The following is a 26,597-nucleotide window of genomic DNA, read 5'->3' as shown; positions in this document are numbered from 1 at the left end:
TTGAAAATGCCGCCCTATCGTTCACGTACAACCACACATGGCCGCAACATGGCCGGTGCCCGCGGCCTTTGGCGCGCCACCGGTATGAAGGACGAGGATTTCGGCAAGCCAATTATTGCCGTCGTAAACTCGTTCACTCAGTTCGTGCCTGGCCACGTGCATCTGAAAGATCTTGGCCAGTTGGTGGCGCGTGAAATCGAAAGCGCGGGCGGTGTTGCCAAGGAATTCAATACGATTGCAGTCGATGACGGCATCGCCATGGGACATGATGGCATGCTCTATTCGCTGCCATCGCGCGAGATCATCGCCGATAGCGTTGAGTATATGGTCAATGCCCATTGCGCCGACGCTATGGTCTGCATTTCCAATTGCGACAAGATCACGCCAGGCATGCTGATGGCGGCCTTGCGGCTGAACATTCCTGTTGTCTTCGTTTCCGGCGGCCCGATGGAAGCCGGCAAGGTTACCTGGGATGACAAGGAAAAGAAGCTCGATCTGGTTGATGCCATGGTTGCCGCTGCTGATGACCGCATTTCCGATGCGGAAGTAACGGCTATTGAGCGTTCTGCCTGCCCGACTTGCGGTTCCTGCTCGGGCATGTTCACCGCCAATTCTATGAACTGTCTGACCGAAGCACTGGGCTTGTCACTACCGGGCAATGGTTCAACGCTGGCTACCCATGCGGATCGGCGGCGTCTGTTCGTTGAAGCCGGGCACCTCATTGTTGATCTGGCCCGTCGCTACTACGAACAGGATGATGAAACAGCGCTGCCACGCGCCATCGCATCCTTTGCCGCCTTTGAGAACGCGATGACGCTCGATATCGCGATGGGCGGTTCGACCAATACTGTTCTCCACCTGCTTGCGGCGGCGCATGAAGGCGAAGTCGATTTCACCATGAGCGATATTGACCGGCTTTCCCGTCGCGTTCCCGTACTGTGCAAGGTGGCTCCTGCTGTTGCCAATGTGCATATGGAAGACGTACATCATGCGGGTGGCGTCATGGGCATTCTTGGCGAGCTTGATCGGGCAGGTTTGCTTGATACCTCAGTTTACTCCGTTCATGCAGCAAATCTGGGCGCAGCGCTTGATCGCTGGGATGTGATGCGCAGCAAGAACCAGTCTGTCCATGATTTCTTCAAGGCAGCGCCGGGCGGTGTTCCTACCCAGGTTGCATTCAGCCAGGATCGCCGCTTTGCCGATGTTGACCTGGATCGCGAAAAGGGCGTTATCCGCAATGCGGAACATGCCTATTCCAAGGATGGCGGTTTGGCTGTGCTTTACGGCAATCTTGCCGAAGATGGCTGTATCGTCAAAACGGCAGGCGTTGATGAGTCAATTCTGAAGTTCTCCGGTCCTGCGCGCATTTTTGAAAGTCAGGATACCGCCGTTCTTGGTATTTTGAACGGCGGCGTAAAGCCGGGCGATATTGTGCTGATCCGTTATGAAGGTCCTCGCGGCGGCCCCGGCATGCAGGAAATGCTCTACCCAACCAGCTATCTGAAATCCAAGGGCCTCGGCAAAGCTTGTGCCTTGATCACTGACGGGCGTTTCTCCGGCGGTTCGTCAGGACTTTCCATTGGCCACGTTTCTCCGGAAGCAGCCGAAGGCGGATTGATCGGTCTGGTGCAGGAAGGCGATGTAATCGACATCGACATCCCGAACCGCAAGATTCACCTTGCCGTCGATGATGCGGTCATTGCCGATCGCCGTGCGCATATGGAAGCCAAGGGCTCAGCCGCCTGGAAGCCTGAAGAAAAGCGCAAGCGCAAGGTCACAACTGCACTGCGTGCTTATGGCGCAATGGCAACAAGCGCTGCACGCGGTGCTGTAAGGCAGATTCCCGACCATTGGGAGTGAGACGATTGGCAGTAATATCGTGCGTGGTTCGAACCACGCACAACAAAAATGCAGCCCTTTTACCAAGGGCTGCATTTTTGACTTTTACTTCGCTGCATCAGTAACTTTTGTTGTCCAGGCACCTTCCGGCTTCTTGGTAATAACCGGGTCTGAACCACCACCAAGCAAGGTTTCCACAGTCCGGTCGGCAGCTGCCGTATCAAGCACGCCGTCTGAACCTTCCGTCAGCTTATTGATTTCAGCAACCATGCGCTTCTGGTGCTTCTCTGTCTGGGCCCCGCTGGCATCATTCTCAAGCACAATTTCAGCAGCTTCATCCGGATTGGCCCGTGCATATTCCCAGCCCTTCATTGAAGCCTTGACGAAGCGGGCCAGCTTTTCGACCATTGCCGGATCGTCGAGACTCTTCTGGAGCACATAAAGACCGTCTTCCAGCGTTGCTACTTTTTCATCCTCGTACTTGAAAGTGACGAGCTGATCTTCCGGAATGCCCGCATCAATTACCTGCCAATATTCATTATAGGTCATAGTGGAAATGCAATCGGCTTGCTTCTGGATCAGGGGATCAACATTGAAGCCTTGTTTGAGAACTGTGACGCCTTCCGGCCCGCCATCGGTCTTCAGGCCAAGATGGTTCATCCATGACAGGAACGGATATTCATTTCCGCCGAACCAGACACCCAGCGTCTTGCCCTTGAAGTCTTCAGGCTTGGTAATGCCCGTTTCCTTGCGGCAGGTCAGCATCATGCCGGAGCGCTTGAACGGCTGGGCAATATTGACAAGAGGAAGACCCTTTTCACGCGTGGCAAGCGCGGAAGGCATCCAGTCCACCACGACATCTGCGCCACCACCAGCAATGACCTGCGGCGGCGCAACATCTGGGCCGCCTGGCTTGATCTCGACATCCAGATTGGCCTCTTTATAGAAGCCCTTATCTTTAGCCACATAATAGCCAGCAAACTGCCCTTGCGTGACCCATTTGAGCTGAAGCGTCAGTTTATCGGCGGCCAGCGCCGAGCCGGCCATCAGGGTGCTGATGGCGAGTCCCAACGAGAGTGCAATGGTCTTCTTCATGTTTCAGTTCTCCTCTGTTCTTGTTTTTAAATGTTCAGGATCGGTAGGAAGGATGCCAGAAAGTGACGGCCCTTTCGATAAGGGTAATCAGTCCATAGGAAAGTGAACCAGCAAGGGCGGCAACAAAGATTTCCGCCCAGACCATATCGACATTCATGCGGCCAACTTCTGCGGAAATGCGAAAACCCATGCCGACAATGGGGGAGCCGAAAAACTCGGCAACAATTGCGCCGATGAGCGCCAAAGTCGAGTTGATTTTAAGTGCATTGAAGATGAACGGCATGGCAGCGGGTAGACGCAGCTTGAGCAATGTCTGACCATAGGTTGAACCATAGGTGCGCATGAGATCACGTTCCATGGCGCCCGAGGCAGCAAGCCCGGCAACTGTGTTCACCAGCATCGGGAAGAACGTCATAATAACAACAACAGCGGCTTTGGACTGCCAGTAGGAACCGAACCACATGACCATGATCGGAGCAATGCCAACGACGGGCAGCGCTGCCACCAGGTTGCCAATGGGTAAAAGCCCCTTGCGCAGAAAGGGCACGCGATCAACGACAATCGCGGCCAGGAAACCCGAGCCGCAACCCATGACATAACCGGCAATCGCGGCCTTCAGATAAGTTTGCTGGAAGTCCGCCCAGAGCGTGGGAACGGAAGCCGCGATACGCGCGGCAATCATTGATGGTGGCGGCAGAAGGATTGCGGGAACACCGAAGCCGCGCACCACTACTTCCCAAAGGATAAGCAGCCAAGCACCGAACAGCACCGGCAATGCCAGATTGATCAGACGCTGCATATCCAGTGAAGCAGCACGCCAGCTTGCAAGCCGCTGCACTGTCAGCCAAGCCAACAGCCATGCCGCCACAACCATGCACCAATAACCAAGCAGCGCCCCTGCCGGACCCATCAAGCTGAGCAACGATATCAGACAATAGGCCGAGACATGCACCAATAGCAGCAGCGCAATGGTAGACGAGGTGGATGCAGAAGCGAACAGCGCCACCGCGGCAGCGACAAAGAGCATGATCGGCGTTGCATAGGATAATGTGGTTTGAACACCCGCGCCCGTCGGGACCACAAGAGCCGCAGCGGACAAAACAAAGGCAGCAATGGCCAAAGGAGAGCGCGAAAACCTCATGGGCGCACTCCCATTCGCCGGTTAACAAGCGTCGAGATAATCCCTATGAGGCTGACAAGAACGGCCGCCATGAGTGCGGCAGCGATAAGGGCAGCCCAAATTTGCACGGTCTGACCGTAATAGGAGCCGGCAAGCAGGCGTGCCCCGATACCCGCCACAGCTCCAGTGGGCAATTCACCGACAATGGCACCAACCAGACTGATGGCAACGGCAATTTTCATTGAGGTAAAAAGATAAGGCATGGAGGCGGGCCAGCGCAGTTTCCAGAATATCTGTGCCTTCGACGCGTTATAGGTGCGCATCAAATCAAGGTGCATGATTTCGGGTGAGCGAAGACCTTTGACCATACCAACAGCCACCGGAAAGAACGACAGATAGGTCGAGATCATTGCCTTTGGCAAAAGCCCGGTAATATTGACCGCGTTGAGCACGACGATAATCATCGGGGCAATGGCGAGGATCGGCACGGTTTGCGAGGTGATGATCCAAGGCATCAGGCTTTTGTCGAGCGTGCGCGAATGCACAATAGCGATCGCCAGAAGAATACCAAGCAAAGTGCCGAATGCGAAACCGAGCAGCGTGGACGATAGAGTGACACCGCCATGATAGATCAGGCTACGCTTTGACGTTGGTGCAATATCGAAAACTGTCTTGCGAATTTCAGCAGCGACCTGATGCGGCGCAGGCAAAACCGGCCGCTCCTGCGCCATCGTATTGGCAATTAACTGGCTCGTGGAGATGGTCGTATTGGCACGCGCCGCCTGGTCGCGTTCGAATGGCGCGTTGAGAATGATGGCAAAAACATACCAGAGCGCGATGATGACCAAAAGGATGGTTCCGACCGGGATCACCCTGTCGTGGAGCACGGCTGCAAGGCCTTGACGCTCCTTCATCACAGATGAGCCTCATCATAGGAATGACCGTGCCGCAAGCCTTCACGTACGCGGTGAGCGATTTCCAGAAATTCCGGTGTTTCGCGAATATCCAACGTCCGCTCAGAGCCGAGATTGCAATCGATGATTTCGTGTATCCGGCCCGGACGCGGACTCATCACAACGATCTTTGTCGAGAGAAAAACTGCCTCGGGAATCGAGTGCGTTACAAAGATGACTGTCTTTTGCGTTTTGGCCCAAAGCTTCAGTAATTGTTCGTTGAGGTGATCGCGGACAATTTCATCCAGCGCACCGAAGGGCTCATCCATTAAAAGCATATCGGGATCAAAAGACAGGGCGCGGGCAATGGATGCGCGTTGCTGCATGCCGCCTGATAATTGCCATGGAAACTTCTTGTCAAAACCGGCCAGATTAACCAGCTCGAGATTCTTGGCGATCCGCGCCTTGCGCTCCTCCTTGGGTATGCCCATCACTTCCAGTGGCAGGGAAATATTGCCGCCAATGGTGCGCCAAGGATAGAGCGCGGCCGCTTGGAAAACATATCCATAGGCACGTTTTTCGCGCGCCTGCGATGGCGTCATTCCATTGACCGATATGCTACCCGAGGTGGGCTGCTCCAGATCGGCAATCACGCGCAACAAGGTGGTCTTTCCGCAACCGGAAGGGCCGATAAAGGAAACGAACTCGCCGCTGTTAACTGCAAGGTCGATGTTCGACAAAGCATTGACGGGGCCATCATTGGTCTGGAAGACCAGCGAAAGGTCTTTGACATCAATTACATTTTTTGGCGCCGCATCAGCCATTATTTTCGCCTTGGGTCGGAGCGCGACGACTGTCATCATACGCCTGCCGGAATGTTCTTCGGATCGCGATCCACTCTACGCGGTGCGGTTAGTTCCTTCCAAGTGGAAAGTGCGCGGCTGGCAGAGGGGTTGGCCTCACGCTCGACAAAGCGTCCGCTGCCCGTCGGCGCAAGCACTTCGCCATCCCTATAGGCAATCTCTCCACGCGAAATAGTGATGCGCGGCAGGCCCGTCACTTCAATGCCCTCAAAGACATTATAGTCGATGGCCGACTTCTGCGACTTTGCAGAAATGACCTTGGTTGCATTGGGGTCCCAGATAACAATATCCGCATCGGAACCCGGCAAGATCGCTCCCTTGCGCGGGTAGATATTGAGAATTTGGGCGATATTGGTCGACGTTACCGCGACAAACTCATTTGGCGTCAGGCGGCCGGTACGCACGCCTTTGGTCCAAAGCACGGGCATGCGATCTTCCAGACCGCCAGTGCCATTTGGGATTTTGGTAAAGTCGCCGACACCAAAACGCTTCTGCTCGGTGGTAAAGGCGCAATGGTCTGTCGCCACGACCTGAAGACTTCCCGATGCAAGGCCAGCCCACAATCCATTCTGGTTGATCTTGTCACGGAAAGGCGGCGACATGACCCGGCGCGCGGCATAGTCCCAGTCCTCATTTTTATATTCACTCTCATCCAGAACAAGGTGTTGAATCAGAGGTTCGCCATAGACGCGCATACCCTTGGCACGCGCGCGGCGAATGGCTTCATGGGACTGTTCGCAGGAAACATGCACGATATAGAGCGGCACGCCTGCCTGATCGGCGATCATGATGGCGCGGTTAGCCGCCTCACCTTCTATTTCGGGCGGGCGCGAATAGCCGTGAGCTTCAGGACCGGTATTGCCTTCGGCGAGGAGCTTCTGCTGGAGATGGGCAACCACATCGCCATTTTCCGCGTGGACAAGCGGCATGGCGCCGATCTCGGCACAGCGCAGAAAGGAGGCGAACATTTCATCGTCGTCCACCATCAATGCGCCCTTATAGGCCATGAAGTGCTTGAACGTATTGATGCCGCGTTCAACGACTTTGGGCATTTCGTCGAAGATCTGCTTGTTCCATCCGGTTATCGCCATGTGGAAGGAATAGTCGGTGCGCGCCTTGCCAGCCTTCTGGAACCAGTCCTGCAAGGCGGCAAGCAACCCGTCTTCGCCGGGGAGCACAAAATCGACAACCATCGTTGTTCCGCCTGCCAGCGCCGCGGCGGTGCCGGTGTCAAAATCATCGCTGGAATGGGTGCCCATGAAAGGCATTTCAAGATGCGTATGCGGGTCGATACCGCCGGGCATGAGAAAGCAACCGGTTGCATCAATAATTTCGCAATTGGCGTCCTGGCCGGAAAGATCTGAGCCGATGGCAGCGATCTTGTCGCCATCAATCAGCACATCCGCTTTATAAGTGCGGTCAGCGGCAATAATTGTTCCGCCTTTGATCAGTTTCGCAAGCATTGTGTTCGTTCCCCTTTTTGGTCTTTTGCCGAACATGTTGCATATGTGGTTGCTAGGTCAGGCTTGAATCTCCGCCGTCTCCAGAACCGCATGCAACAGGACATCCGTACCGGCAGCAGCCCATTCCTTCGAAATCTCTTCATCCTCATTGTGGCTGAGGCCATCCACGCAAGGGCACATTACCATTGCCGTCGGCGCAACGCGGTTGATCCAGCAGGCATCATGTCCGGCGCCGGAAACAATATTGCGGTGACTGTAGCCAAGCCGCTCCGCAGCATTGCGCACGGCAGTGACGCAGCCTTCGTCGAAGGTAACGGGATCAAAATGCCCGGCTTCTTCAATCTCGATGCCGAGGCCAAGCTCCTTGGCAATCTTTGGTGCCTTCGCCTCAATTTCCGCTTTCATTGCGGAAAGCGTCGAAAGGTCTGGCGAGCGGATATCAACCGTGAACACGACTTTGCCCGGAATGACATTGCGGGAATTGGGATAAACATCGACATGGCCGATTGCCCCTACGGCATTTGGCTGGTGGGCCATAGCGACGGCGTGAACCAGTTCGGTAATGCGCGCCATGCCGAGGCCCGCATTCTTGCGCATAGGCATTGGGGTTGAGCCTGTGTGGCTTTCCTTGCCCGTCAATGTGATCTGCAACCACCACAGGCCCTGACCATGGGTGACAACGCCGATATCCTTGCCCTCAGCTTCCAGAATGGGTCCCTGCTCAATATGCAGTTCGAACAGCGCATGGATCTTACGGGCGCCGACTTTCTCGTCACCCTTCCAGCCGATTCGCTCCAGTTCGTCGCCAAACTTCTTGCCCTTGGCATCTTCGCGAACATAGGCCCATTGCTCATCATGAATACCGGCGAATACACCGGAAGCCAGCATGGCCGGGGCAAAGCGCGTACCTTCCTCATTGGTCCAGTTGACAACAACAATAGGATGCTTGGTCTTGATATTAAGATCGTTGAGCGTGCGGATCAGTTCCAGTCCGCCGAGAACCCCCAACACACCATCATATTTTCCGCCCGTCGGCTGTGTATCGAGGTGGCTACCGACATAGACCGGCAGCGCATCCGGGTCTGTTCCTTCACGCGTGAAAAACATGTTGCCCATGGTGTCTACGCCCATGGTCATGCCGGCTTTCTCACACCAGGATTGAAACAGCCTGCGGCCCTCGCCATCCTCATCGGTCAGGGTCTGGCGATTATTGCCACCGCGCAGACCCGGCCCGATTTTGGCCATCTCCATCAGGCTATCCCAAAGGCGGTCGCCATTGATCCGAAGATTTCCTGTCAGCGACATTTGCCCGCTCCTATGCCAAGTTCTTCAACACATCGGCGAGCGTATCGAACAGATGATCGATCTGTCCTTTGCTGATTGTCAGAGGCGGAGACAAGGCGATGATGTCGCCAGTCGTGCGGATCAGCACGCCCTTTTCGTATGCATTAAGGAAAGCCTGGAATGCCCGTTTTGTCGGGGCGCCGTCGATGGGTTGAAGTTCGATGGCGCCGATCAACCCGAGATTGCGAATGTCTATGACATTCGGCAGTCCCTTCAGCGCATGCAGAGCATTCTCCCAATAATCGGACAGTTCCGAGGCGCGGGTTAACAAGCCTTCTTCCTCATAGGTGTCGAGCGTTGCGAGAGCCGCTGCGCAAGCGACCGGATGGCCGGAATAGGTGTAGCCATGGAAAAGCTCTATCAGATTTTCCGGACCATTCATGAAGGCCTGATAGATGTCCGACGAAGCGAAAACCGCGCCCATCGGAATAACGCCACTGGTGATACCCTTGGCGGTTGTCACCAAATCAGGCACCACGCCGAAATAATCTACCGCAAATGGTGCACCAAGACGGCCGAAGCCGGTGATTACTTCATCGAAAATCAGGAGAATATCGTGCTTAGTGCAAATCTCGCGCAGGCGCTTGAGATAGCCCTTTGGCGGAATGAGAACGCCAGTCGAACCCGCCACCGGCTCTACAATGACGGCCGCAATATTTGACGCGTCGTGCAGCGCAATGACCTTTTCCAGATCATCGGCAAATTCAACGCCATATTCTGGCTCGCCACGCGTATAGGCATTTCGTGCCAGATCATGCGTATGGCGAATATGGTCAATGCCGCTCAGCGCATTGCCGAAAGTCTTACGGTTTCCGGAGATACCACCAACGGAAATACCGCCAAAGCCAACGCCATGATAGCCGCGCTCGCGGCCAATCAGCTTGACCTTGGTGCCATTGCCTTTAGCGCGATGATAGGCTAGCGCGATCTTCAGCGCCGTATCAACCGATTCAGAACCGGAATTGGTGAAAAACACATGGTCAAGCGGCGATGGCAGCATAGCAGCCAAGCGCGCGGCTAGTTCAAAGGCCTTGGGATGCCCCATCTGGAATGCAGGCGCATAATCAAGCTCTGCAACTTGCTTTTGAACGGCTTCGACGATCTTGGGGCGGCCATGGCCCGCATTGCAGCACCAGAGACCGGCAGTTCCATCGAGGATCTCGCGCCCATCATGAGACTTATAGTGCATGTCTTTAGCACTGACGAGAAGGCGGGGATTTTGCTTGAACTGCTTGTTTGCCGTAAAAGGCATCCAGAACGCGTCGAGATTGTTTGTCCCCATTGCCGTTTTAGACATGTGACGAAGCCTCCTGATTGCGGATATTACCGCTTGTTTTGTGTTCCCGAATGATTGAACCTTTAAGGGGATTCAAAAACCAATTGCCAAAAACTTGACTAGTTGGTCAAAATGCAGGCTAGAAGAGCATAGTTAGGTGGTCAAGCGCTTTATAGGCATTTCAACCCGTTGCCGGGACAAGCGGAATTGCCATTTTGTCGCGGGTGGGTGGAGCAATTAGCAAATGGCGAAAGCTGCGAAGCAGAAAACGAATGGCGGCCCGGAACGAACAACCCGTATCCAGGAAATAAACCGCCGTTTGATCCTTGATGCGGCGCTTGATGTTTTTTCCACTTATGGGTTCCGCGGCACGACTATCGACCAGATTGCCGACAAGGCCGGCATGTCAAAACCCAATCTGCTTTATTATTTTCCACGCAAGCAAAATATCTATGTGACGCTGCTGGAAGAAACGCTGACGGAATGGCTTGCCCCGCTCGCTGATATTGATCCGGCGGGCGACCCGATCGAGCAATTGCGCAAATACATCACGCTCAAAATCAAAATGTCCGAAAGCCATCCGGAAGCATCGCGTTTGTTTGCCAATGAAGTGCTGCATGGCGCACCGGCAATCAGTGACTTTCTGGCCAAGCATTTGAAACCGCTGGTCGACGAAAAGGCCGTCGTCATTCGGCGCTGGGTTGGCGAAGGCAAACTTGCTCCGGTTGACCCCTATCATCTGATTTTCATGATTTGGGCAACCACCCAGCATTATGCGGATTTTGACGTACAGGTTCGCGCTATTATGGGTAGCCAAGTTGGCCGTCCAGGCTTTCGCGAACAAACCGCGCAGGCAGTTCTGAGCATAATTCTCAACGGCATCCGCCCGCGCGATTGAAATAAGATAGTGCCGCGTTCGATTGCATCGCTCTCCTGCGTGGTTCGACAAGCTCACCATGAGGAAAGTTGTAGGTGCTGCAAAGCCCGCCTTCATCGCAACAGAGCTGGGCTCCCTTGCCAATTACGACTTTTCTCATGGTGAGCTTGTCGAACCACGCACAAACTGGGTTAACATAAGTTTAAATAGAACTACGGCTAACCCATCACTCCGCCGCAACTTTTGCCATTGGATTGTTAGGGTGCGTCGTCCAGTTGGCATAGTCTGGCTGAACCGGTGTTTTGGTGCGCGGATCGACTCCCGAGAGCATAGGCACCATATCGATGCAGTTCTCTACAGGGCAGACATTCACACACAGATTACATCCAACACACTCTTCATCAATGACTTCGAAGTGCCTCACACCATCGACCATGGATGTAATCGCCTGATGCGATGTGTCTTCGCAGGCGATGTGACAACGACCACATTTGATGCATAGGTCCTGATCGATCTGCGCCTTGGTGATGTAATTCAGATTCAGATATTGCCAATCGGTGACATTGGGTACAGCCATACCGCGGAAATCTTCGATGGAGCGAAAACCGCGTGAATCCATCCAGTCGGACAGGCCCGAAATCATCTCCTGCACAACCTTGAAGCCATAGGTCATGGCAGCGGTACAGACCTGCACATTGCCACAGCCGAGCGCGATGAATTCTGCCGCATCGCGCCATGTGGTGATGCCGCCAATCCCCGAGATAGGCAGGCCACGCGTCTCCGCATCACGGGCAATTTCCGCAACCATATTCAGGGCAATCGGTTTGACTGCCGGGCCACAATAGCCACCATGCGAACCGCGTCCATCAATGGATGGATTGGGCGCAAATGTATCAAGATCGACCGACACGATGGAGTTGATCGTATTGATCAGCGAGACGGCATCGGTTCCGCCAGATTTGGCAGCACGGGCTGGCTTACGCACGTCGGTGATATTTGGCGTAAGCTTGGTGATGACGGGCATGCGCGTATATTGCTTGCACCAGCGCACCACCATCTCGATATATTCCGGTACCTGCCCAACCGCAGCGCCCATGCCACGCTCGGACATGCCGTGCGGACAGCCGAAATTCAACTCAATCCCATCGCATCCGGTTTCTTCGACACGTGGAAGGATGGCCTTCCAAGCCTCTTCCTCACAAGGCACCATGATAGATGCAATCAACGCACGATCCGGCCACTTCTTCTTGACCTCGGTCATCTCGCGCAAATTGACCTCCAGTGGGCGGTCCGTGATCAGTTCGATATTATTGAGACCAAGCAAGCGCCGGTCGGGACCATGGATTGCGCCATAACGCGGGCCGTTGACATTGACGACAGGAGGCCCTTCTTCACCAAGGGTTTTCCAGACAACACCGCCCCATCCTGCTTTAAAGGCGCGCTCGACATTATATGCTTTGTCCGTCGGTGGCGCAGAGGCCAGCCAGAATGGATTTGGAGATTTGATACCAAGGAAATTCGATGAAAGATCAGCCATGATGGTTTCCTTTAGCCGCTAATGTGGCCTGGATTGGCAGTGTGTTGCGCAGAGGTGGTCGCGGGTTCGGAATTACCGGCAATGACTGCCTCGGCAAAGCCGCTGACCTTTTCCGGCTGCATCGATAAAGCGCGATGAATCGACTCAGCCGCGAGCTTGCCATCCTGCACACCTGCAACGGTCAAATCCTGACCACCGGCAATACAATCGCCGCCCGCCCAAATTCCTGGAATTGATGTACGGCGCTCCTCATCGACACTGATACGGCCACGCGAAAGCGCCATACCTGCTTCTGCAAGAATTTTTTCCGCGGGCATTTGGCCGATTGCCTTGAAAATCTGATCGCTGGCCAATGTGACGCTTTCGCCGGTTGTTTCCAGCCTGCCATCATTCATGGTCGTGTAGTCGAGGGTGATGCCACAAACCTCGCCACGTTCATTGCGTGTCAATGCGCGCGGCTGCAGCCAATGGCGGATAATCACGCCATTCTTCAATGCAAGTTCCTGTTCGAACTCGCTGGCATTCATGCTTTCCGGACCGCGTCTGTAGGCAATGATGACGTTCTCCGCGCCGAGCAGCTTCGTCTGGACTGCAACGTCGATAGCAGTCATGCCACCACCGATGACGACGACATCCCGTCCAACGGCGATTTCCGAAAGGTCGTTGCTCTGACGCAGAACGGAAATGTAGTCCACAGCGTCGATGCAGCCTGCCGCATCCTCGCCATCAAGGCCAAGCTCATTGACACCCGGCAAACCCACTCCAAGGAAAACAGCATCAAAACCGGCACGCAACGCATCAAGGCTGATATCCCTGCCAAGTGCCTTGTCGTTCTGAATGGTGATACCGCCAATCTCCAGAATAAAATCCAGTTCTTTCTGGGCGAAATCATCGACGCTCTTATAGGCGGCGATACCATATTCATTGAGGCCGCCAGCCTTTGGGCGGGCCTCGAAAATCGTCACATCATGGCCATGCATGGCCAGACGATGAGCGGCAGAAAGCCCTGCCGGACCTGCGCCGACCACTGCCACAGACTTGCCGGTAGGAGCCGCGCGGGTGAAAGGGTGCTGGCCGTTTTCCATCAGGTAATCTGTTGCGTAACGCTGCAGCAGGCCGATCTTTACAGGCTTTCCTTCGGCCGCTTCACGCACACAGGCCTGCTCGCACAACGTTTCCGTCGGGCATACGCGGGCGCACATACCACCAAGAATATTCTCGCTCAGGATGGTCTTGGCCGATCCGGTGGGATTTCCCGCGGCGATCTCGCGAATGAAAAGCGGAATGTCTATCCCCGTAGGGCAGGCATTCATGCAAGGCGCATCGTAGCAGAAGTAGCAACGGTCAGACTCAACGAAAGCCTCATGCCGCGAAAGCGGCGGATGCAGATCGGAAAAGACCTCGCTATACTCACTGCTCGCGAGCCGGCCAGCCCTGACGTCACGGATTCCTGAATCCATCGATCCCATGAAATGGCATCTCCCATATCTGTGGCAGCGTCCGGTTCCCGTGGATCACAGCCATTTGCAGATGAGCCGGTTCGTCCGGCTCCGTTATGGAAAGAATGGCATATTTTTACAAAAGGTCAAATTTTTTATCAAATGGTCAAGAATCATATTCTTATGAGGGTGTTGTCGGTCTCACTACACTCCTACTGTGCGTAGTTCGACAAGCTCACCATGGGTAAGATAATAGATGTTAATGAGCCAGGCTCGGCGAGCTAGCGACTATCTTGCGAGCAACCACATTCCTCATGGTGAGCCCCGTCGAACCATGCACAACGCCGTCCTGCAGTCAGAGTTAAAGTTTGTGGGCACTGGACGAAATATTTACTCGGCAGGCAGTTGTGCTTTTGTACTGACCTGCAGCAATTCACGCTGGAGCCTTGCTTCTTCCTCGGCCTTTGGCTTGGAGAATCCCGCCAAAAGAAGATAAGCGACTGGTGTGAGAAACAGCGTTGAGGCTGTAGCCAGACCAAGACCACCGACGATGACCCAACCGAGCGCAATACGGGCTTCCGCGCCGGCACCACTGGCGAGAACCAGCGGGACACCGCCAAGAATCGCGCAGAGCATTGTCATGACAACGGGGCGAAGGCGGATCGTTGCCGCTTCCTCAATGGCTTGCCGGACATTGCGGCCCTGATCACGCAGATGGTTGGCAAACTCGACGATAAGAATACCATTCTTTGCCATGATACCGACAAGCAGCACCAGGCCGATCTGACTATAGACGTTCATGCTGGTCCCGGTGATCACCATGGCAAACACCGCGCAGGCAAGCCCAAGCGGAACTGTGGCCATAACGATCACAGCGCTGATGAAGCTTTCGAACTGGGCGGCGAGCACCAGAAGGATGATCAGGATGGCGAAGCCAAATGTGATGATCATGCTTGAGGAATTTTCGCCAAGTGTGGCAGCTTCGGCCAGAGGAATGAGACGATATCCAGCTGGCAGCAATGGCTCGGCAATTGCCTGCGCCTGCGCATAGGCATCGCCAAGGGCGAAAGAAGGCGACAGGCTTGCCGTGATGGCTACGGATCGCATTTGCTGTTCACGGGTCAGTGCGGGCGGCACAGCGACTTCCGTCAGTCGCGCAATCGTCGACATCGGTACAAAGCGGCCATCCTGGGTTCGCAAGAACACATTTTCCAGATCGGTTGGATCATTGATCGGATCAGTGGTGGAGACGAGTTTGACGTCGAAGCTGCGATCCTCGATGTATACGGAACCGATCTTGTAGCCGTCCAGTACCGACTGCAATGCTTGTGCCAGACCTGTGATGTCTATGCCCAGATCCGAGGCCCGTTCGCGGTCTATCGTAACAGCCAATTGCGGCTGGGTTGGTTCATTAGTCAGACGCGGCCTGTCAAATCTTGGATCTTTTTCCAGTTCGGAAACGATCTTGGCGGCAGTCGTGCCCAATTCGGCGTAGCTGGTGCCCACGACAGCAAACTGGAGACCGTTGCCTGCGCCGCGAATACCGAGCGAATTGGGTTGCGAGGCAAAAACCTGAATGCCCGGCACTGCGCGCACACGCTTGGAAACATCGGCCACGATCTCTTGCTGCGTCCTTGTACGCTCATTCCATTTGGCAAGGCTGAGCACCATGAAGCCGCGATTGGTGTTGCCATTCTGCCCGGCAATGGAGAACGTATTCTCGATTTCTCCCGAATCACGCAAAGGCTGGATCAAGGTTTCGATCTGGCGCATCTCATCATTGAGATATTCGAGACTGACACCTTGGGGCGCCGTTATGCGCAGGAAGGTCGCCGCACGATCTTCTGTCGGCGTTAGCTCCTGTTTGAGCAGGGAGAATGCACCAAAGGCGGCACCGGCAAAAAGGATCGACACGATGACCACGATCCAGGGCGCAGCAAGACAGGCATGCAGCAACCATTTGTACCAGCCGCCAAAGCGATTGCCCATACGGCCAACCACACCCGGTGCATGGGCAACTTCATGATGACTTGCCTCGCTCGCGCTCAGCAGACGGGATGCGAGCATGGGACACAGCGTAAGCGCCACGACCGCCGAGAGAAGCACGCAGATGGCCAGAACAAAGCCGAATTCGCGAAACAGACCGCCTGTCTGGCCGGGAAGGAACGACAATGGCACAAACACCGCCGCCAATGTGACCGTTGTCGCGATGACCGCGAAGAACACTTCCTGCGTGCCAAGAACAGCAGCGGCGCGTGGGCCCATGCCCTGATTACGGCGGCGGACAATATTTTCCAGCACGACAATCGCATCATCCACCACAAGACCTGTCGCCAGAACCAGAGCCAAAAGCGTAAGAATATTGATGGAAAAACCTGCCAGATAGATCGCCGATATTGTGCCGATCAATGCAACCGGCATGCTGACCGCCGGAATCAAAGTCGCCCTGATGTCCCACAGGAACAGGTAGATGATGGCGATAATGATGATAACCGAAACGCCCAGCGCTATTTCCACCTCATGGACAGCGCCGTTGATGAAATCTGCATCATCGCTGGTAACGCGAATATCAACACCTTCCGGCAAGGTCTGCTGAAGCTGAGCGACTGCAGCGCGGACACCTGTCGAAATATCCAGCGTATTGGACTGTGCCTGGCGGATAATACCAAGGCCGATACCGGTCTTGCCATTGGCACGCAAACTTGACGTGCCAATGTCGGGGCCAAGTGTCACCGTGGCAACGTCACGTATTTTCGTGCGGCCTTTAATGATGATGTTTTCGAACTCTTCAGGCGTGGTAACGGGTGCGGTCGCCCGCACAACAATGCTTTGGTCATTGCTGTTCAGCTGGCCTGCCGGAGTATCAAAGGCCATGGTCGTCAGCGCATTGCGGATGTCGGCGACGTTCATGCCAAGGCTTGCAAGCTTGCCCTGATCGATATCGATCCGGAAAATCTTGTTGCGATCGCCGTTGATTTGCACATCGGCAACGCCGGGGACAGAGGCCAGCACATCTTCGATCTGATCTTCGACCAGCACTGTCATATCCTCAACCGCCATCGTATCGGAAGTCACGGCAAGCCGCATAACTGCATCGGAATTCGCATCCGCCTTGACGATCTGCGGAGGATCGGCCTGTTCGGGCAGCGTGTTGGTGATACGGCTGATTGCGTCGCGCATGTCGGCAGCGGCAACGTTCAGATCAACGCCATCATTGAATTCGACTGTGACGCGGCTGCTACCGAACGAAGAACTCGAGGAGATGGATTTAACACCGGAGACACGTGACACGGCGCCTTCGATTGCAGAGGTCAGTTCCCGGTCAACTGTTTCGGCGGCAGCCGATTCAAATATTGTGGAGACGGTGACCACCGGCCTGTCCACATCGGGAAGCTCGCGGACGTCAACGCCATAATAGGCGGCCAAACCAGCCACCACGATCAAGGCATTGAGCACCAGCGCCATGACCGGACGGCGAATGAAAAGGGCGGTAAAACTTGTATCGAGATTGTCGTTCTGTTTTGTCATGACGTCCTCAGCCAGCTTTGCCGGCGGAGGCGAGAGGACCTTCTTCGCTGTTTTGTTTGGGCGCAGGTTGCCCTTTAATGTGAACGGTGCCACCTTCGCGGACCGACTGGACACCTTCGGTAACAATCGCGTCGCCCAGCTTAATATTCGCATCAACCAGAACATTGGCGGCATTGCGCTGGACAATACGAACCGGAACGCGGCTCGCTTTGTCGTCTGCAATCTTCCAGACATAGGCACCGTCAGTGCCCCACTGGATCGAGAGTGGGTCCACCGCAGCATAAATGTCGCCCGGGAATACAATGGATATCTGGAAAGCCATGCCTTCGCGTAGCGTATCTTTCGGATTGGTGATGCGTGCCTGCACGTGCAGGGTACGGCTGGCGGGATCAACCCTGCTGTCGATCGCGCTTACCGAGCCTTGAAATGTTTCGCCGGGGCGCGCAATTGAGTTCGCAGATACGGGAGCGCCAACGGCAATCAACGGCGCAAAACGCTCTGGAACCCAGAAGTCGACAAGAACTTCTGAGCGGTCGTCAATCGTAGCGACCTGCGTAGAAACGGTAATATAATTGCCCGCATTGACAGGTAGAATACCGATTATGCCGCTGATGGGCGCCTTGATATCGCGCCGGTCCAAGGCCAGCTCTGCCTCGCGCAAATCCAATGCCGCGTTCTCCACCGCAAGTTCGGCATCAGAGACCTGAACGGCTGACACCGTATTGGTTGTACTGAGGTTTTCAGCGCGCTTCAGCTTGTTTTGCGCGTCTTTGAGCGCACTTCTAGCCTTTTCCGCAATAATCGTCTCGGCTTCTGAATCAAGCTTGGCGATGACGTCACCGGCCATGACTTTTGACCCGGACTGGACAAGCAATTCCGTCATTCTGCCAGCTGCAAATGGTGTAACTGAAACGGAGCTTTTGGCTTTTCCGGTACCGATTGCTGAAAGCCGGTCATTGATCTTGGCTTCAGTTGCCGTTTTCACAACGACAAGCGGCAAACTCTGTCCGCCACCCCGCCTGCCGGAGCCTGCCGCGGTTTCGGCGGTTGCATTGGAGGGCGGAACAACTCCGGCCTTCTTTAACAGCTCATTGGAACCTGGGGAAAAATACAACCAGCCAGCTCCAGCACCAACCAGAACCAATATGGCAATCAGAATTTGTTTCCAGGCCTTCATCCAACACTCCAAGGCCGGTTCCGGTAAGGAGCCAGCGAATACTTTCGTCAAGTGCATCTGCGATCCGCAGAGAGCAACTCTATCTGTTGCAGAGAATAAAGCGCTTTGATGTCGCCGTTAATGACAAATCGGTGAGATTACAAAGATTTAATTGAACGGTCCAAATCAACTTTGCCCGTGAAATGAAGTTTCTCCGTCGCTCTTCTTGATGAGTGGGGTCTGCCGTGCAACATGGCGGGCGACATATTCGTAAGGATGGCATTCGATGGCGACCAAAACCGATATAGCGCGGCGTGTTTTCAACCATACGTGGAAATTGGACCCCATCGTCCGCAGCCTGCTCGACACGGATTTTTACAAACTCCTGATGCTTCAGATGATTTGGGGCGTTTATCCCAAAGTGGATGCCACCTTCACGCTCATCAACCGCACCACTAAAGTGCGGCTGAGTGACGAGATTGACGAGCAGGAATTACGCGAACAGCTTGATCACGCGCGGGAAGTGCGTTTCACAAAGAAAGAGATGATCTGGCTCGGCGGTAACACGTTCTACGGCAAGCGCCAGATATTCGAGCCGGATTTCCTGAGTTGGCTGGCAAATTTCCAACTACCCGAATATGAGCTGATCAAGCGCGATGGCCAATATGAACTCAATTTTCACGGGCCGTGGATGTACACCACCATGTGGGAAATTCCCGCGCTTACAATCATCAACGAATTGCGCTCCCGCGCGGCGATGAAGCGTTTGGGGCGGTTTGAGCTTGATGTGCTTTATGCCCGTGCGAAGGCCAAAATGTGGACTAAGGTCGAGCGCTTGCAAGCTCTCCCCGACATCAGAATTTCCGATTTCGGCACCCGACGCCGCCACTCATTTCTGTGGCAGCGCTGGTGTGTTGAGGCATTGAAGGAAGGGATTGGCGCTTCATTTACCGGCACGAGTAATGTGTTGATGGCGATGGATAATGATCTGGAAGCGCTTGGAACAAACGCTCACGAACTACCGATGGTTCTGGCAGCACTGAGCAAAACCAAAGAAGAACTTCTGGCATCGCCCTATAAGGTGCTTCAGGACTGGAACCGCTATTATGGCGGTAATCTTTTGATAGTACTTCCCGACGCCTTCGGTACAGCGGCGTTTCTGCGCGATGCGCCGGATTGGGTTGCAGACTGGACGGGCTTTCGACCCGATAGCGCGCCGCCCATTGAAGGCGGCGAGAAAATCCTTGCTTGGTGGAAAGCCAAGGGTAAGGACCCGCGCGAAAAATTGCTGGTGTTTTCCGATGGGCTTGACGTCGATACGATTGAGGAAACCTATCGCCACTTCGATGGGAAAGTGCGTATGAGCTTCGGCTGGGGCACCAATCTCACCAATGATTTCGAAGATTGTGCGCCACGGTTCAACGACCAGTTAAATGCGATTTCGCTGGTGTGCAAAGTCAGCTACGCCAATGGCCGCCCGGCTGTAAAGCTTTCGGATAATCCCAAGAAAGCCACTGGCGAGCCTGCGGAGATAAAACGATATTTGGAGATTTTTGGCGCGGAAGATCGCGTGGAGCAGACTGTAAAAGTCTGACCCACGCGATCGGTTGGCTTTGCAAGCTCGAACGGAAAACCGGTGCCCACTTTTCCTGAGCTTGCTTTTACAACTACTGCAGCATCACCGTGCGCAATTCATGCTCCTGCGCGCCGACAAGAACGTTTTCGCGTTCATCGGAAAGCACAATAGGATCTCCATTGGCTGCAAAGAGCGCCCAAAGCTCAACACCAGGCGCCATCGGCGGAAGAGCCGGAAAGCTGGTGGCGAGATCATCGGTCTTTACCTTGCGCAGATAAGCTACCTGACCGGCGCCGAGACGGGAGAATTCAAGTTCGGTAAAAGGATTCGTTTGCATTATAGCCTCCTTATTTGGACAGTCTCTGGTGAGCCCTGTCCTGTTAGAGCCCTGATCAGTCTTCGACCGCAATATTGATGCGCTTGACCAATCGTTCAGGTTCCGGCCGGTCGAGGTCGATCGACAGTAGCCCATTCTTCAAAGTGGCATTGCTGACCCGCATTCCATCGGCAAGAACAAATATGCGCTGGAACTGGCGGGCCGCGATGCCGCGATGCAAATATTCGCGCGTTTCTTCATCGGTCTGGCGACCGCGAATAATCAGCTGGTTATCCTCAGTGGTGACTTCGAGATCGTCGCTGGAAAATCCCGCCACGGCGAGAATAATACGCAACTGCTCACGATCGTTATTGCAACGGATACGCTCAATATTATATGGCGGGTAGCCGTCGCCGGATTTGGCGATACGCTCCAACGTCTTTTCCATCGAATCGAATCCAAGCAGCAATGGGCTTGAAAAAGGTGTCATTCGTGTCATCCAAGCAGTCCTTTAGTAAAGCGACCTAAAGCAAAACCCGTAATTCAACAGCATTTCGCTCCTGTACTCAGATATGGTCTATCGACCTTGAGACTTCAAGAGAGTGCGGCATATAGATGAGAGAAACCGACAAATGGCACGTAAAATCATAATCGATACAGATCCGGGGCAGGACGACGCTCTCGCGATTCTTTTGGCTTTTGCCAGCCCGGAACTGGATGTGCTGGGTATTACAGCCGTTGCCGGCAATGTGCCGCTTGCCTTGACCGAAGTGAATGCGCGTAAAATCTCCGAATTGGCCGGGCGCTCCGATACGCGTGTCTTTGCCGGTGCGGATCGTCCGTTGATGCGCCACTTGATCACGGCCGAACATGTTCACGGCAAGACCGGCCTCGATGGTCCCGACCTGCCTGAACCGTCCATGCCTTTGCAGGATCAGCACGCGGTCGATTTCATTATCGAGACTTTACTCAGTGAACCGGCGGGAACTGTCACGCTTTGCGTGCTTGGACCACTTACCAATATCGCCCATGTTCTGTTGCGCGCGCCAGAACTTGCACCGAGGATCAAGGAAATCGTCCTGATGGGCGGTGGCTTTTTTGAGGGTGGCAACATAACGCCGACTGCCGAGTTCAATATCTATGTCGACCCACAGGCTGCGCAAATCGTGTTGCAGTCAGGCGTTCCAATCGTAATTCTGCCGTTGGATGTGACACACCAGGCCCTGACCACTGCCAAACGCATCGATCGGTTCCGCGCTTTGGGCACCAGATGCGGCGACGCATCAGTCGCCCTGCTTGAGTTTTTTGAACGTTTCGACGAAGAAAAATATGGCAGCGATGGCGGACCTTTGCATGATCCCAATGTGATCGCCTATTTGCTCAAGCCGGAGCTCTATACGGGGCGTCACTGCAATGTCGAAGTGGATGCAGCTAACGAATTGACGTTCGGCATGACGGTGGTTGACTGGTGGGGGATTACTGACCGCCCGAAGAATGCTTTTTACATTCGGAACGTGGATTCTGATGGCTTCTTCGAGCTTTTGACCACCCGCATAGCAACGCTGCCATAAATCAGGCTGCAACGCTGTCCTTCTGAGTGCCTGGAGCGAGAGTAATCTCCAGGCCATTCAGTTCTTCCGTCATGATCAGCTGGCATGAGAGGCGGGAGTTCTCCTCGACGTGAAATGTCACGTCGAGCTGATCGATTTCTTCATCCAGCGGTGCAAAAAGCTTCTCAGTCCATTCCTCCTCGACATAGCAATGGCAGGTGCCGCAAGCAGCAGCGCCGCCGCATTCCGCCTTGATGTCGAGGCCCCAATCCCGAATGACTTCCATGACACGGAAGCCTTCCAAGGCCTCCAGCGTATGACGTTCGCCCTTCTGATCGGTGACGTGGATGTAAAGAGAATCAGACACTCAAGCTGCTTTCAGTTTCTTCTGGAGGGATGTTGAGGACGTCGTATACTGGAAAACGATACGTTCGCCAGGGGCCACGATCCGTTTTGCTGCATGGGACATCAAAGCCGCCTCATGGAAACCTGACAGGATAAGCTTCAGCTTTCCCGGATAGGTATTGATGTCGCCAATCGCGAAAATACCGGGCTCTGATGTCTCGAATTTCTCCGTATCGACCGCAATCAGATTCTGATCGAGGTTCAAACCCCAATCCGCGATTGGACCTAGCTTCATTGTCAGGCCAAAAAATGGCAGCAAACGGCTGGCCTCGATAATTTCTTCGCCGGCCTCGCCGCCCTTCAGCAGCACCTTTGATATCTGGCCATCCGCGCCCTCAAGGCTACCAAGTTGCCCCATGCGGAATTTTACACGGCCTTCTTTTTCAAGCGCCCACATCTTGTTGACACTGTCGGGAGCGGCACGGAATTCCGGGCGGCGATGCACCAGCGTGACGGACTTGGCTACGGGTTCAAGATTCAACGTCCAATCCAACGCCGAATCACCGCCGCCAACGATGACAACATCATGATCGCGGAAAGCCTCGATCTTGCGAACGGCATAGTGAACGCTGACGCCTTCATAATGTTCGATTTCTGGCACAGGAGGACGCTTGGGCTGGAACGAACCGCCACCGGCTGCAATGACAATGACCTTGGTCAGGAAGACTTCATCCGCATCAGTCTCGACACGGAACCGGCCATCCTCCAAACGTGTGAGCGCGGTCACCATCGTCGAAAAATGGAACTGCGGATCGAACGGCGCAATTTGCTTCAGCAGATTATCGGTCAGATCCTGCCCTGTCACTTCCGGCAGACCCGGAATGTCATAAATCGGCTTTTCCGGATAGAGTTCGGCGCATTGGCCGCCCGGACGATCAAGAATATCGATGACATGGGCGCGCAGGTCCAAAAGGCCAAGCTCGAATACGGCAAAGAGGCCAACAGGACCGGCACCGACGATAACGACATCTGTTTCAATAAGTTCTGACATATAAGTGCTTTCCAACAAACCGAATTGAATTTTATTGTTTCAGGCGCCCGGAACCCGGCGCCAGCTATAGGCGCCCGGTACGGTGTGCGAACCTCTGCCGGGCTGATAATAGCCGGGTGCATCATGCAGATTGTGCTCCGCAAGGCGTGTCAGCGTTACGGCATGTGTAACCTTCATCGTATCGAAACCGGTACGCAACATGTAGGCGACCTGATCGATCAGCACATCGCCCACCGCACGCAGCTCTCCCTTGAACTGATGTTGGTTTTTCAAGATGTCCGCCTTCGAATAAGAGCGGCCATCGTTGAAAGCCGGAAACTGCAGCGCAATAAGCGGTATTGTATCCAGCAATGGCAGAAGAGGGTCGATACTTTCGCCCGGCGCGACCGATACCCCGATCTTGCGGTTGGTATTGTTGCGGATGCTCTCATCAAGGCCCAGCCATGCAGCCAGAGGAAGAATTACAGCCGGCGCATCACCTGTTTCTTCGAGTGTCTCAGCGGCAATGTAAGGATCTTCACGAAATCCTTCGCGACCCCAAAGTTCACCAGCTACGCTTTCAGAAATGTCACTCATAGGCTCGAATCCGTCAGGGAAATATTGCTCAATTGATCGGTAAGTCCCGTCAGGTGGATACCGCATTCTGTTTTGTCGCTGCCAGCCCAACGACCGGAACGCGCATCTTCACCTTCTTTCACCGGCTGCGTGCAGGGCATGCAGCCGATCGAACGATAGCCTTCCGCAACCAATGGATGCGGAGGCAAGTGATTAGCGACCATGTAGTTCTGAAGGTCCGCTGATGTCCATTGGGCCAGCGGGTTGATGCGAATACGCTCACCCACCGATTCAAACACAGGTAATGCATTACGCGTCGATGCCTGAAACTGTTTGCGACCGGTCATCCATGCCCGATAAGGCGCAACAGCCCGGGCCATCGGCTCCACTTTACGGATATAGCAGCAGCGATCCTTATTGGTCATCGACATGGCGCCATAGGGATCCTCATCCTTGAGCGTCTGCTGCAAGGGATGAATGTCATGAACATCTGTCATGCCCAATTCGCCAACAAGCTCGTCACGATAACGCAAGGTTGCCGGAAAATGTTTGCCCGTTTCCAGAAACAGAACCGGCGTAGCACGATCCACCTGCGCGATCAGGTGCAAAAGCACAGAGGATTCGGCGCCAAAAGAGGAGACAACAGCAATTTCTTCATTGAACAAATGATCTATCGCCAGCTCGATAATATCGGCCGGTTCAAGATTCCCATAGCGGGCTTGAAGCGCGCGCGCTTCGTCCGCCACGGTACGTTCATTTGTCTCAAGCAGCATTTGCAGTCTCGTTATAAAGCGCGTCCTTGAACGGTGCAGCGCCCAGACGGCGATAGGTTGCAAGGAAGTTTTCTTCCTTGTCTGTCCGCACCTGAAGATAGCGGTCAACTATGGTTTCCACCGCATCGACGATTTCTTCGGAGGAGAAGCCGCGACCGGTAATATCGCCAATCGTGCAAATCTCATCACCGGAGCCACCGAGCGAAATCTGATAAAGCTCTTCGCCCTTCTTCTCGACGCCCAGAATACCGATATGGCCGACATGGTGGTGGCCGCAGGCATTGATGCAACCGGAAATCTTGATCTTGAGTTCACCAATATCCGCCTGACGTTCCGGCTGGCCGAAACGCTCTGAAATGCGCTGTGCTACGGGAATGGATCGGGCATTGGCCAAAGCGCAATAATCGAGACCGGGGCAGGCAATAATATCCGTGATCAGCCCGGCATTGGCTGTCGCCAAGCCGTCTGTCAGCAGCAGGTCATAGACAATGCGCAAGTCAGCAATGGCTACATGCGGCAGAACCAGATTTTGCTCATGGCTGACGCGGATCTCATCATTTGAGAACTTCTCGGCGATATCTGCCACCAGATCCATCTGCGCGTCTGTTGCGTCACCTGGAATACCACCAATCGGCTTCAAGGAGATTGTGACGACCCCGTAGTCCGGATTCTTGTGCGGCGTTACATTTTGATCGACCCAGCGCGCAAAGGAAGGATCGGCCTTACGCGAGATCGCAAGCTGCGACCAGCCTTCGGGACGCTGCGGCAGGTTTGGCATGCGGAAATAATTGTCGATGGCATCAACATCCTGTTGCGGCATCTTCAAGTCGGTATCCTTGATTGCCTGCCATTCAGCCTCGACCTGACGGGTAATTTCCTCGGTGCCGGTTTCATGCACTAGGATTTTAATACGTGCCTTGTATTTGTTATCGCGGCGGCCATGCAGATTATACACACGCACGATTGCCGTCGTGTAGGTCAGCAAGTCCTCAATGGGCAGAAAATCCCGGATCTTTTTGGCAACCATAGGTGTGCGACCCTGGCCGCCACCAATATAGACAGCAAAGCCAAGTTCTCCGGCTTCATTCTTTTTCAGATGAAGCCCGATATCATGGACCTGAATGGCTGCGCGATCCCGATCAGCACCGGTGACTGCGATCTTGAATTTGCGTGGCAGATAGGAAAATTCCGGATGCATTGACGACCACTGACGGAGAATCTCCGCATAGGGACGCGGATCGGCAACCTCATCAGCGGCGGCACCGGCAAAATGATCCGCTGTGACATTGCGGATGCAATTGCCCGATGTCTGCAAAGCATGCATTTCGACAGAGGCCAATTCATCAAGCACCGCTGGCATATCGCTCAAAGCCGGCCAATTATACTGGATATTCTGTCGTGTGGTGAAATGGCCATAACCGCGATCATAACGGCGCGCAATATGCGCCAATTTATGCATCTGCCGACCTGACAATGTGCCATAGGGGATCGCAACACGCAGCATATAGGCATGCAGCTGAAGATAGACACCATTCATCAAACGCAGCGGGCGGAACTGCTCTTCAGTCAGCTCGCCAGCAAGACGCCGCTCAACCTGATCCTTGAACTGCTCGACGCGGGCAGAGACAAACGCGTGATCAAACTCATCGTAACGATACATTCTATGCGGACCTTCAGAAATTAGGCGGCGTTGGCGCTGGTTTTCTCGGCTTGCTTGCCAAGATCAAGACGGATTGTCGGGCCGAGCTGGCGGATACGTTCGCGCAGGCGTAGCGGATATAGGTTTGTACCGCGTTCCTCAACATCAATGACATTAACGTCGATGACGAGATTGGACTTTATCGCGGCTTTACCGGCTTCCTCAAGCGCTGCCACAGCCTCGGCATGACGTGCGACAAGGGCACCATCAATATGGTCGAGCCACTCACCATTGGCACCAAGCCAAACTGCTTCGCCATCGGTCAGGCGGTTCGCTGTTAAAACTTTGACACTCATAATCAT

Annotated in this window: 23 protein-coding genes; 4 read left to right on the top strand and 19 right to left on the bottom strand. The window is 54.4% G+C overall.

Going from position 1 to position 26,597, the window contains the following annotated elements; translation table 11 throughout:
- The first annotated feature begins 6 nt into the window (after nucleotides 1–6).
- Nucleotides 7–1,860 (top strand): dihydroxy-acid dehydratase, encoded by a 1,854-nt coding sequence (gene ilvD / locus V9K95_RS08035; RefSeq protein WP_115054645.1) that lies wholly within the window; start codon nucleotides 7–9, stop codon nucleotides 1,858–1,860.
- Nucleotides 1,861–1,944: 84 nt separating this feature from the next.
- Here the strand turns inward: ilvD and V9K95_RS08030 are convergent, their stop codons facing one another.
- Genes V9K95_RS08030 through V9K95_RS08000 form a run of 7 tightly spaced genes read right to left on the bottom strand, consistent with a single transcriptional unit; the run spans nucleotide 1,945 to nucleotide 9,914 of the window.
- Nucleotides 1,945–2,934: an ABC transporter substrate-binding protein gene (locus V9K95_RS08030; protein ID WP_115054644.1), complete on the bottom strand. Its 990-nt coding sequence runs from the start codon at nucleotides 2,932–2,934 to the stop codon at nucleotides 1,945–1,947.
- 34 nt (nucleotides 2,935–2,968) lie between these two features.
- A complete protein-coding gene (locus tag V9K95_RS08025; protein ID WP_336440231.1) occupies nucleotides 2,969–4,075 on the bottom strand; it encodes an ABC transporter permease in 1,107 nt (368 codons plus the stop codon).
- Nucleotides 4,072–4,968 carry an ABC transporter permease gene (locus V9K95_RS08020; RefSeq protein WP_336440232.1) on the bottom strand — a complete coding sequence of 299 codons (897 nt, stop codon included), beginning with the start codon at nucleotides 4,966–4,968 and terminating at the stop codon, nucleotides 4,072–4,074. The genes V9K95_RS08025 and V9K95_RS08020 overlap by 4 nt, the downstream gene beginning before the upstream one ends.
- Complete coding sequence (locus tag V9K95_RS08015; RefSeq protein WP_115054811.1) at nucleotides 4,968–5,807, bottom strand: ABC transporter ATP-binding protein; 840 nt, start codon at nucleotides 5,805–5,807, stop codon at nucleotides 4,968–4,970. The genes V9K95_RS08020 and V9K95_RS08015 overlap by 1 nt, the downstream gene beginning before the upstream one ends.
- Complete coding sequence (gene hydA, locus V9K95_RS08010) at nucleotides 5,807–7,273, bottom strand: dihydropyrimidinase (protein WP_307281862.1); 1,467 nt, start codon at nucleotides 7,271–7,273, stop codon at nucleotides 5,807–5,809. Before hydA ends, V9K95_RS08015 begins: the two co-directional genes overlap by 1 nt.
- Nucleotides 7,274–7,330: 57 nt before the next feature.
- Nucleotides 7,331–8,578: a Zn-dependent hydrolase gene (locus V9K95_RS08005; RefSeq protein ID WP_336440233.1), complete on the bottom strand. Its 1,248-nt coding sequence runs from the start codon at nucleotides 8,576–8,578 to the stop codon at nucleotides 7,331–7,333.
- A gap of 10 nt (nucleotides 8,579–8,588) precedes the next feature.
- Complete coding sequence (locus tag V9K95_RS08000; RefSeq protein WP_115054641.1) at nucleotides 8,589–9,914, bottom strand: aminotransferase class III-fold pyridoxal phosphate-dependent enzyme; 1,326 nt, start codon at nucleotides 9,912–9,914, stop codon at nucleotides 8,589–8,591.
- A 223-nt stretch (nucleotides 9,915–10,137) separates the two neighbouring features.
- Here V9K95_RS08000 and rutR point away from each other — a divergent pair, with 223 nt between their 5' ends.
- The gene (gene rutR, locus V9K95_RS07995; RefSeq protein ID WP_115054640.1) at nucleotides 10,138–10,791 is read left to right on the top strand and encodes an HTH-type transcriptional regulator RutR; all 654 of its coding nucleotides are present in this window, start codon (nucleotides 10,138–10,140) and stop codon (nucleotides 10,789–10,791) included.
- Between the two features lie 205 nt (nucleotides 10,792–10,996).
- On the opposite strand, the gene preA is transcribed toward rutR, so the two are convergent.
- The 4 genes from preA to V9K95_RS07975 all read right to left on the bottom strand — a co-directional run bounded on the left by preA (nucleotide 10,997) and on the right by V9K95_RS07975 (nucleotide 18,451).
- A complete protein-coding gene (gene preA / locus V9K95_RS07990) occupies nucleotides 10,997–12,307 on the bottom strand; it encodes an NAD-dependent dihydropyrimidine dehydrogenase subunit PreA (protein ID WP_115054639.1) in 1,311 nt (436 codons plus the stop codon).
- Nucleotides 12,308–12,318: 11 nt separating this feature from the next.
- A complete protein-coding gene (locus V9K95_RS07985) occupies nucleotides 12,319–13,776 on the bottom strand; it encodes an NAD(P)-dependent oxidoreductase (protein ID WP_336440234.1) in 1,458 nt (485 codons plus the stop codon).
- A 360-nt stretch (nucleotides 13,777–14,136) separates the two neighbouring features.
- The gene (locus tag V9K95_RS07980) at nucleotides 14,137–17,274 is read right to left on the bottom strand and encodes an efflux RND transporter permease subunit (protein WP_115054637.1); all 3,138 of its coding nucleotides are present in this window, start codon (nucleotides 17,272–17,274) and stop codon (nucleotides 14,137–14,139) included.
- Nucleotides 17,275–17,281: 7 nt separating this feature from the next.
- Nucleotides 17,282–18,451: an efflux RND transporter periplasmic adaptor subunit gene (locus V9K95_RS07975; RefSeq protein WP_336440235.1), complete on the bottom strand. Its 1,170-nt coding sequence runs from the start codon at nucleotides 18,449–18,451 to the stop codon at nucleotides 17,282–17,284.
- 265 nt (nucleotides 18,452–18,716) lie between these two features.
- Between V9K95_RS07975 and pncB the strand changes: the two genes are divergently transcribed.
- Entirely contained in the window at nucleotides 18,717–20,024 is a 1,308-nt protein-coding gene (pncB, locus tag V9K95_RS07970) for a nicotinate phosphoribosyltransferase (RefSeq protein ID WP_115054635.1), read from the top strand.
- Between the two features lie 73 nt (nucleotides 20,025–20,097).
- Here the strand turns inward: pncB and V9K95_RS07965 are convergent, their stop codons facing one another.
- Nucleotides 20,098–20,343, bottom strand: a complete 246-nt coding sequence (locus V9K95_RS07965; RefSeq protein ID WP_115054634.1) for a DUF1150 family protein — start codon at nucleotides 20,341–20,343, stop codon at nucleotides 20,098–20,100.
- A gap of 55 nt (nucleotides 20,344–20,398) precedes the next feature.
- A complete protein-coding gene (locus V9K95_RS07960) occupies nucleotides 20,399–20,821 on the bottom strand; it encodes an Hsp20 family protein (protein WP_115054633.1) in 423 nt (140 codons plus the stop codon).
- A 133-nt stretch (nucleotides 20,822–20,954) separates the two neighbouring features.
- Between V9K95_RS07960 and V9K95_RS07955 the strand changes: the two genes are divergently transcribed.
- Nucleotides 20,955–21,893: a nucleoside hydrolase gene (locus tag V9K95_RS07955; RefSeq protein WP_336440236.1), complete on the top strand. Its 939-nt coding sequence runs from the start codon at nucleotides 20,955–20,957 to the stop codon at nucleotides 21,891–21,893.
- Between the two features lies 1 nt (nucleotide 21,894).
- Here the strand turns inward: V9K95_RS07955 and V9K95_RS07950 are convergent, their stop codons facing one another.
- The 6 genes from V9K95_RS07950 to V9K95_RS07925 are packed head-to-tail and all read right to left on the bottom strand — an operon-like array spanning nucleotide 21,895 to nucleotide 26,591.
- On the bottom strand, nucleotides 21,895–22,239 hold the full coding sequence (locus V9K95_RS07950; protein WP_307281840.1) for a 2Fe-2S iron-sulfur cluster-binding protein: 345 nt from the start codon (nucleotides 22,237–22,239) through the stop codon (nucleotides 21,895–21,897).
- Entirely contained in the window at nucleotides 22,240–23,268 is a 1,029-nt protein-coding gene (locus tag V9K95_RS07945; protein ID WP_336440237.1) for an NAD(P)/FAD-dependent oxidoreductase, read from the bottom strand.
- 39 nt (nucleotides 23,269–23,307) lie between these two features.
- Entirely contained in the window at nucleotides 23,308–23,835 is a 528-nt protein-coding gene (locus V9K95_RS07940) for a DUF934 domain-containing protein (RefSeq protein WP_370878847.1), read from the bottom strand.
- A gap of 5 nt (nucleotides 23,836–23,840) precedes the next feature.
- Nucleotides 23,841–24,596: a phosphoadenylyl-sulfate reductase gene (locus V9K95_RS07935; protein ID WP_307281835.1), complete on the bottom strand. Its 756-nt coding sequence runs from the start codon at nucleotides 24,594–24,596 to the stop codon at nucleotides 23,841–23,843.
- Entirely contained in the window at nucleotides 24,586–26,256 is a 1,671-nt protein-coding gene (locus V9K95_RS07930; RefSeq protein ID WP_115054627.1) for a nitrite/sulfite reductase, read from the bottom strand. The genes V9K95_RS07935 and V9K95_RS07930 overlap by 11 nt, the downstream gene beginning before the upstream one ends.
- Nucleotides 26,257–26,276: 20 nt before the next feature.
- The gene (locus tag V9K95_RS07925) at nucleotides 26,277–26,591 is read right to left on the bottom strand and encodes a DUF2849 domain-containing protein (RefSeq protein WP_115054809.1); all 315 of its coding nucleotides are present in this window, start codon (nucleotides 26,589–26,591) and stop codon (nucleotides 26,277–26,279) included.
- Nucleotides 26,592–26,597 lie beyond the last annotated feature (6 nt).

Origin of the sequence: Phyllobacterium sp. CCNWLW183, assembly GCF_037203775.1 — a bacterium.
Taxonomy (GTDB): Bacteria; Pseudomonadota; Alphaproteobacteria; order Rhizobiales; family Rhizobiaceae; genus Phyllobacterium; species Phyllobacterium ifriqiyense.
The sequence above is the reverse complement of the archived record's forward strand: the minus strand, read 5'-3'. Positions and strand labels throughout refer to the sequence as shown.

Bases quoted from the DNA above. Each gene is read 5' to 3' on its own strand.
- ilvD (WP_115054645.1), top strand. From the start codon at position 7: ATGCCGCCCTATCGTTCACGTACAACCACACATGGCCGCAACATGGCC.
- V9K95_RS08030 (WP_115054644.1), bottom strand. From the start codon at position 2,934: ATGAAGAAGACCATTGCACTCTCGTTGGGACTCGCCATCAGCACCCTG.
- V9K95_RS08025 (WP_336440231.1), bottom strand. From the start codon at position 4,075: ATGAGGTTTTCGCGCTCTCCTTTGGCCATTGCTGCCTTTGTTTTGTCC.
- V9K95_RS08020 (WP_336440232.1), bottom strand. From the start codon at position 4,968: ATGAAGGAGCGTCAAGGCCTTGCAGCCGTGCTCCACGACAGGGTGATC.
- V9K95_RS08015 (WP_115054811.1), bottom strand. From the start codon at position 5,807: ATGACAGTCGTCGCGCTCCGACCCAAGGCGAAAATAATGGCTGATGCG.
- hydA (WP_307281862.1), bottom strand. From the start codon at position 7,273: ATGCTTGCGAAACTGATCAAAGGCGGAACAATTATTGCCGCTGACCGC.
- V9K95_RS08005 (WP_336440233.1), bottom strand. From the start codon at position 8,578: ATGTCGCTGACAGGAAATCTTCGGATCAATGGCGACCGCCTTTGGGAT.
- V9K95_RS08000 (WP_115054641.1), bottom strand. From the start codon at position 9,914: ATGTCTAAAACGGCAATGGGGACAAACAATCTCGACGCGTTCTGGATG.
- rutR (WP_115054640.1), top strand. From the start codon at position 10,138: ATGGCGAAAGCTGCGAAGCAGAAAACGAATGGCGGCCCGGAACGAACA.
- preA (WP_115054639.1), bottom strand. From the start codon at position 12,307: ATGGCTGATCTTTCATCGAATTTCCTTGGTATCAAATCTCCAAATCCA.
- V9K95_RS07985 (WP_336440234.1), bottom strand. From the start codon at position 13,776: ATGGGATCGATGGATTCAGGAATCCGTGACGTCAGGGCTGGCCGGCTC.
- V9K95_RS07980 (WP_115054637.1), bottom strand. From the start codon at position 17,274: ATGACAAAACAGAACGACAATCTCGATACAAGTTTTACCGCCCTTTTC.
- V9K95_RS07975 (WP_336440235.1), bottom strand. From the start codon at position 18,451: ATGAAGGCCTGGAAACAAATTCTGATTGCCATATTGGTTCTGGTTGGT.
- pncB (WP_115054635.1), top strand. From the start codon at position 18,717: ATGGCGACCAAAACCGATATAGCGCGGCGTGTTTTCAACCATACGTGG.
- V9K95_RS07965 (WP_115054634.1), bottom strand. From the start codon at position 20,343: ATGCAAACGAATCCTTTTACCGAACTTGAATTCTCCCGTCTCGGCGCC.
- V9K95_RS07960 (WP_115054633.1), bottom strand. From the start codon at position 20,821: ATGACACGAATGACACCTTTTTCAAGCCCATTGCTGCTTGGATTCGAT.
- V9K95_RS07955 (WP_336440236.1), top strand. From the start codon at position 20,955: ATGGCACGTAAAATCATAATCGATACAGATCCGGGGCAGGACGACGCT.
- V9K95_RS07945 (WP_336440237.1), bottom strand. From the start codon at position 23,268: ATGTCAGAACTTATTGAAACAGATGTCGTTATCGTCGGTGCCGGTCCT.
- V9K95_RS07935 (WP_307281835.1), bottom strand. From the start codon at position 24,596: ATGCTGCTTGAGACAAATGAACGTACCGTGGCGGACGAAGCGCGCGCG.
- V9K95_RS07930 (WP_115054627.1), bottom strand. From the start codon at position 26,256: ATGTATCGTTACGATGAGTTTGATCACGCGTTTGTCTCTGCCCGCGTC.
- V9K95_RS07925 (WP_115054809.1), bottom strand. From the start codon at position 26,591: ATGAGTGTCAAAGTTTTAACAGCGAACCGCCTGACCGATGGCGAAGCA.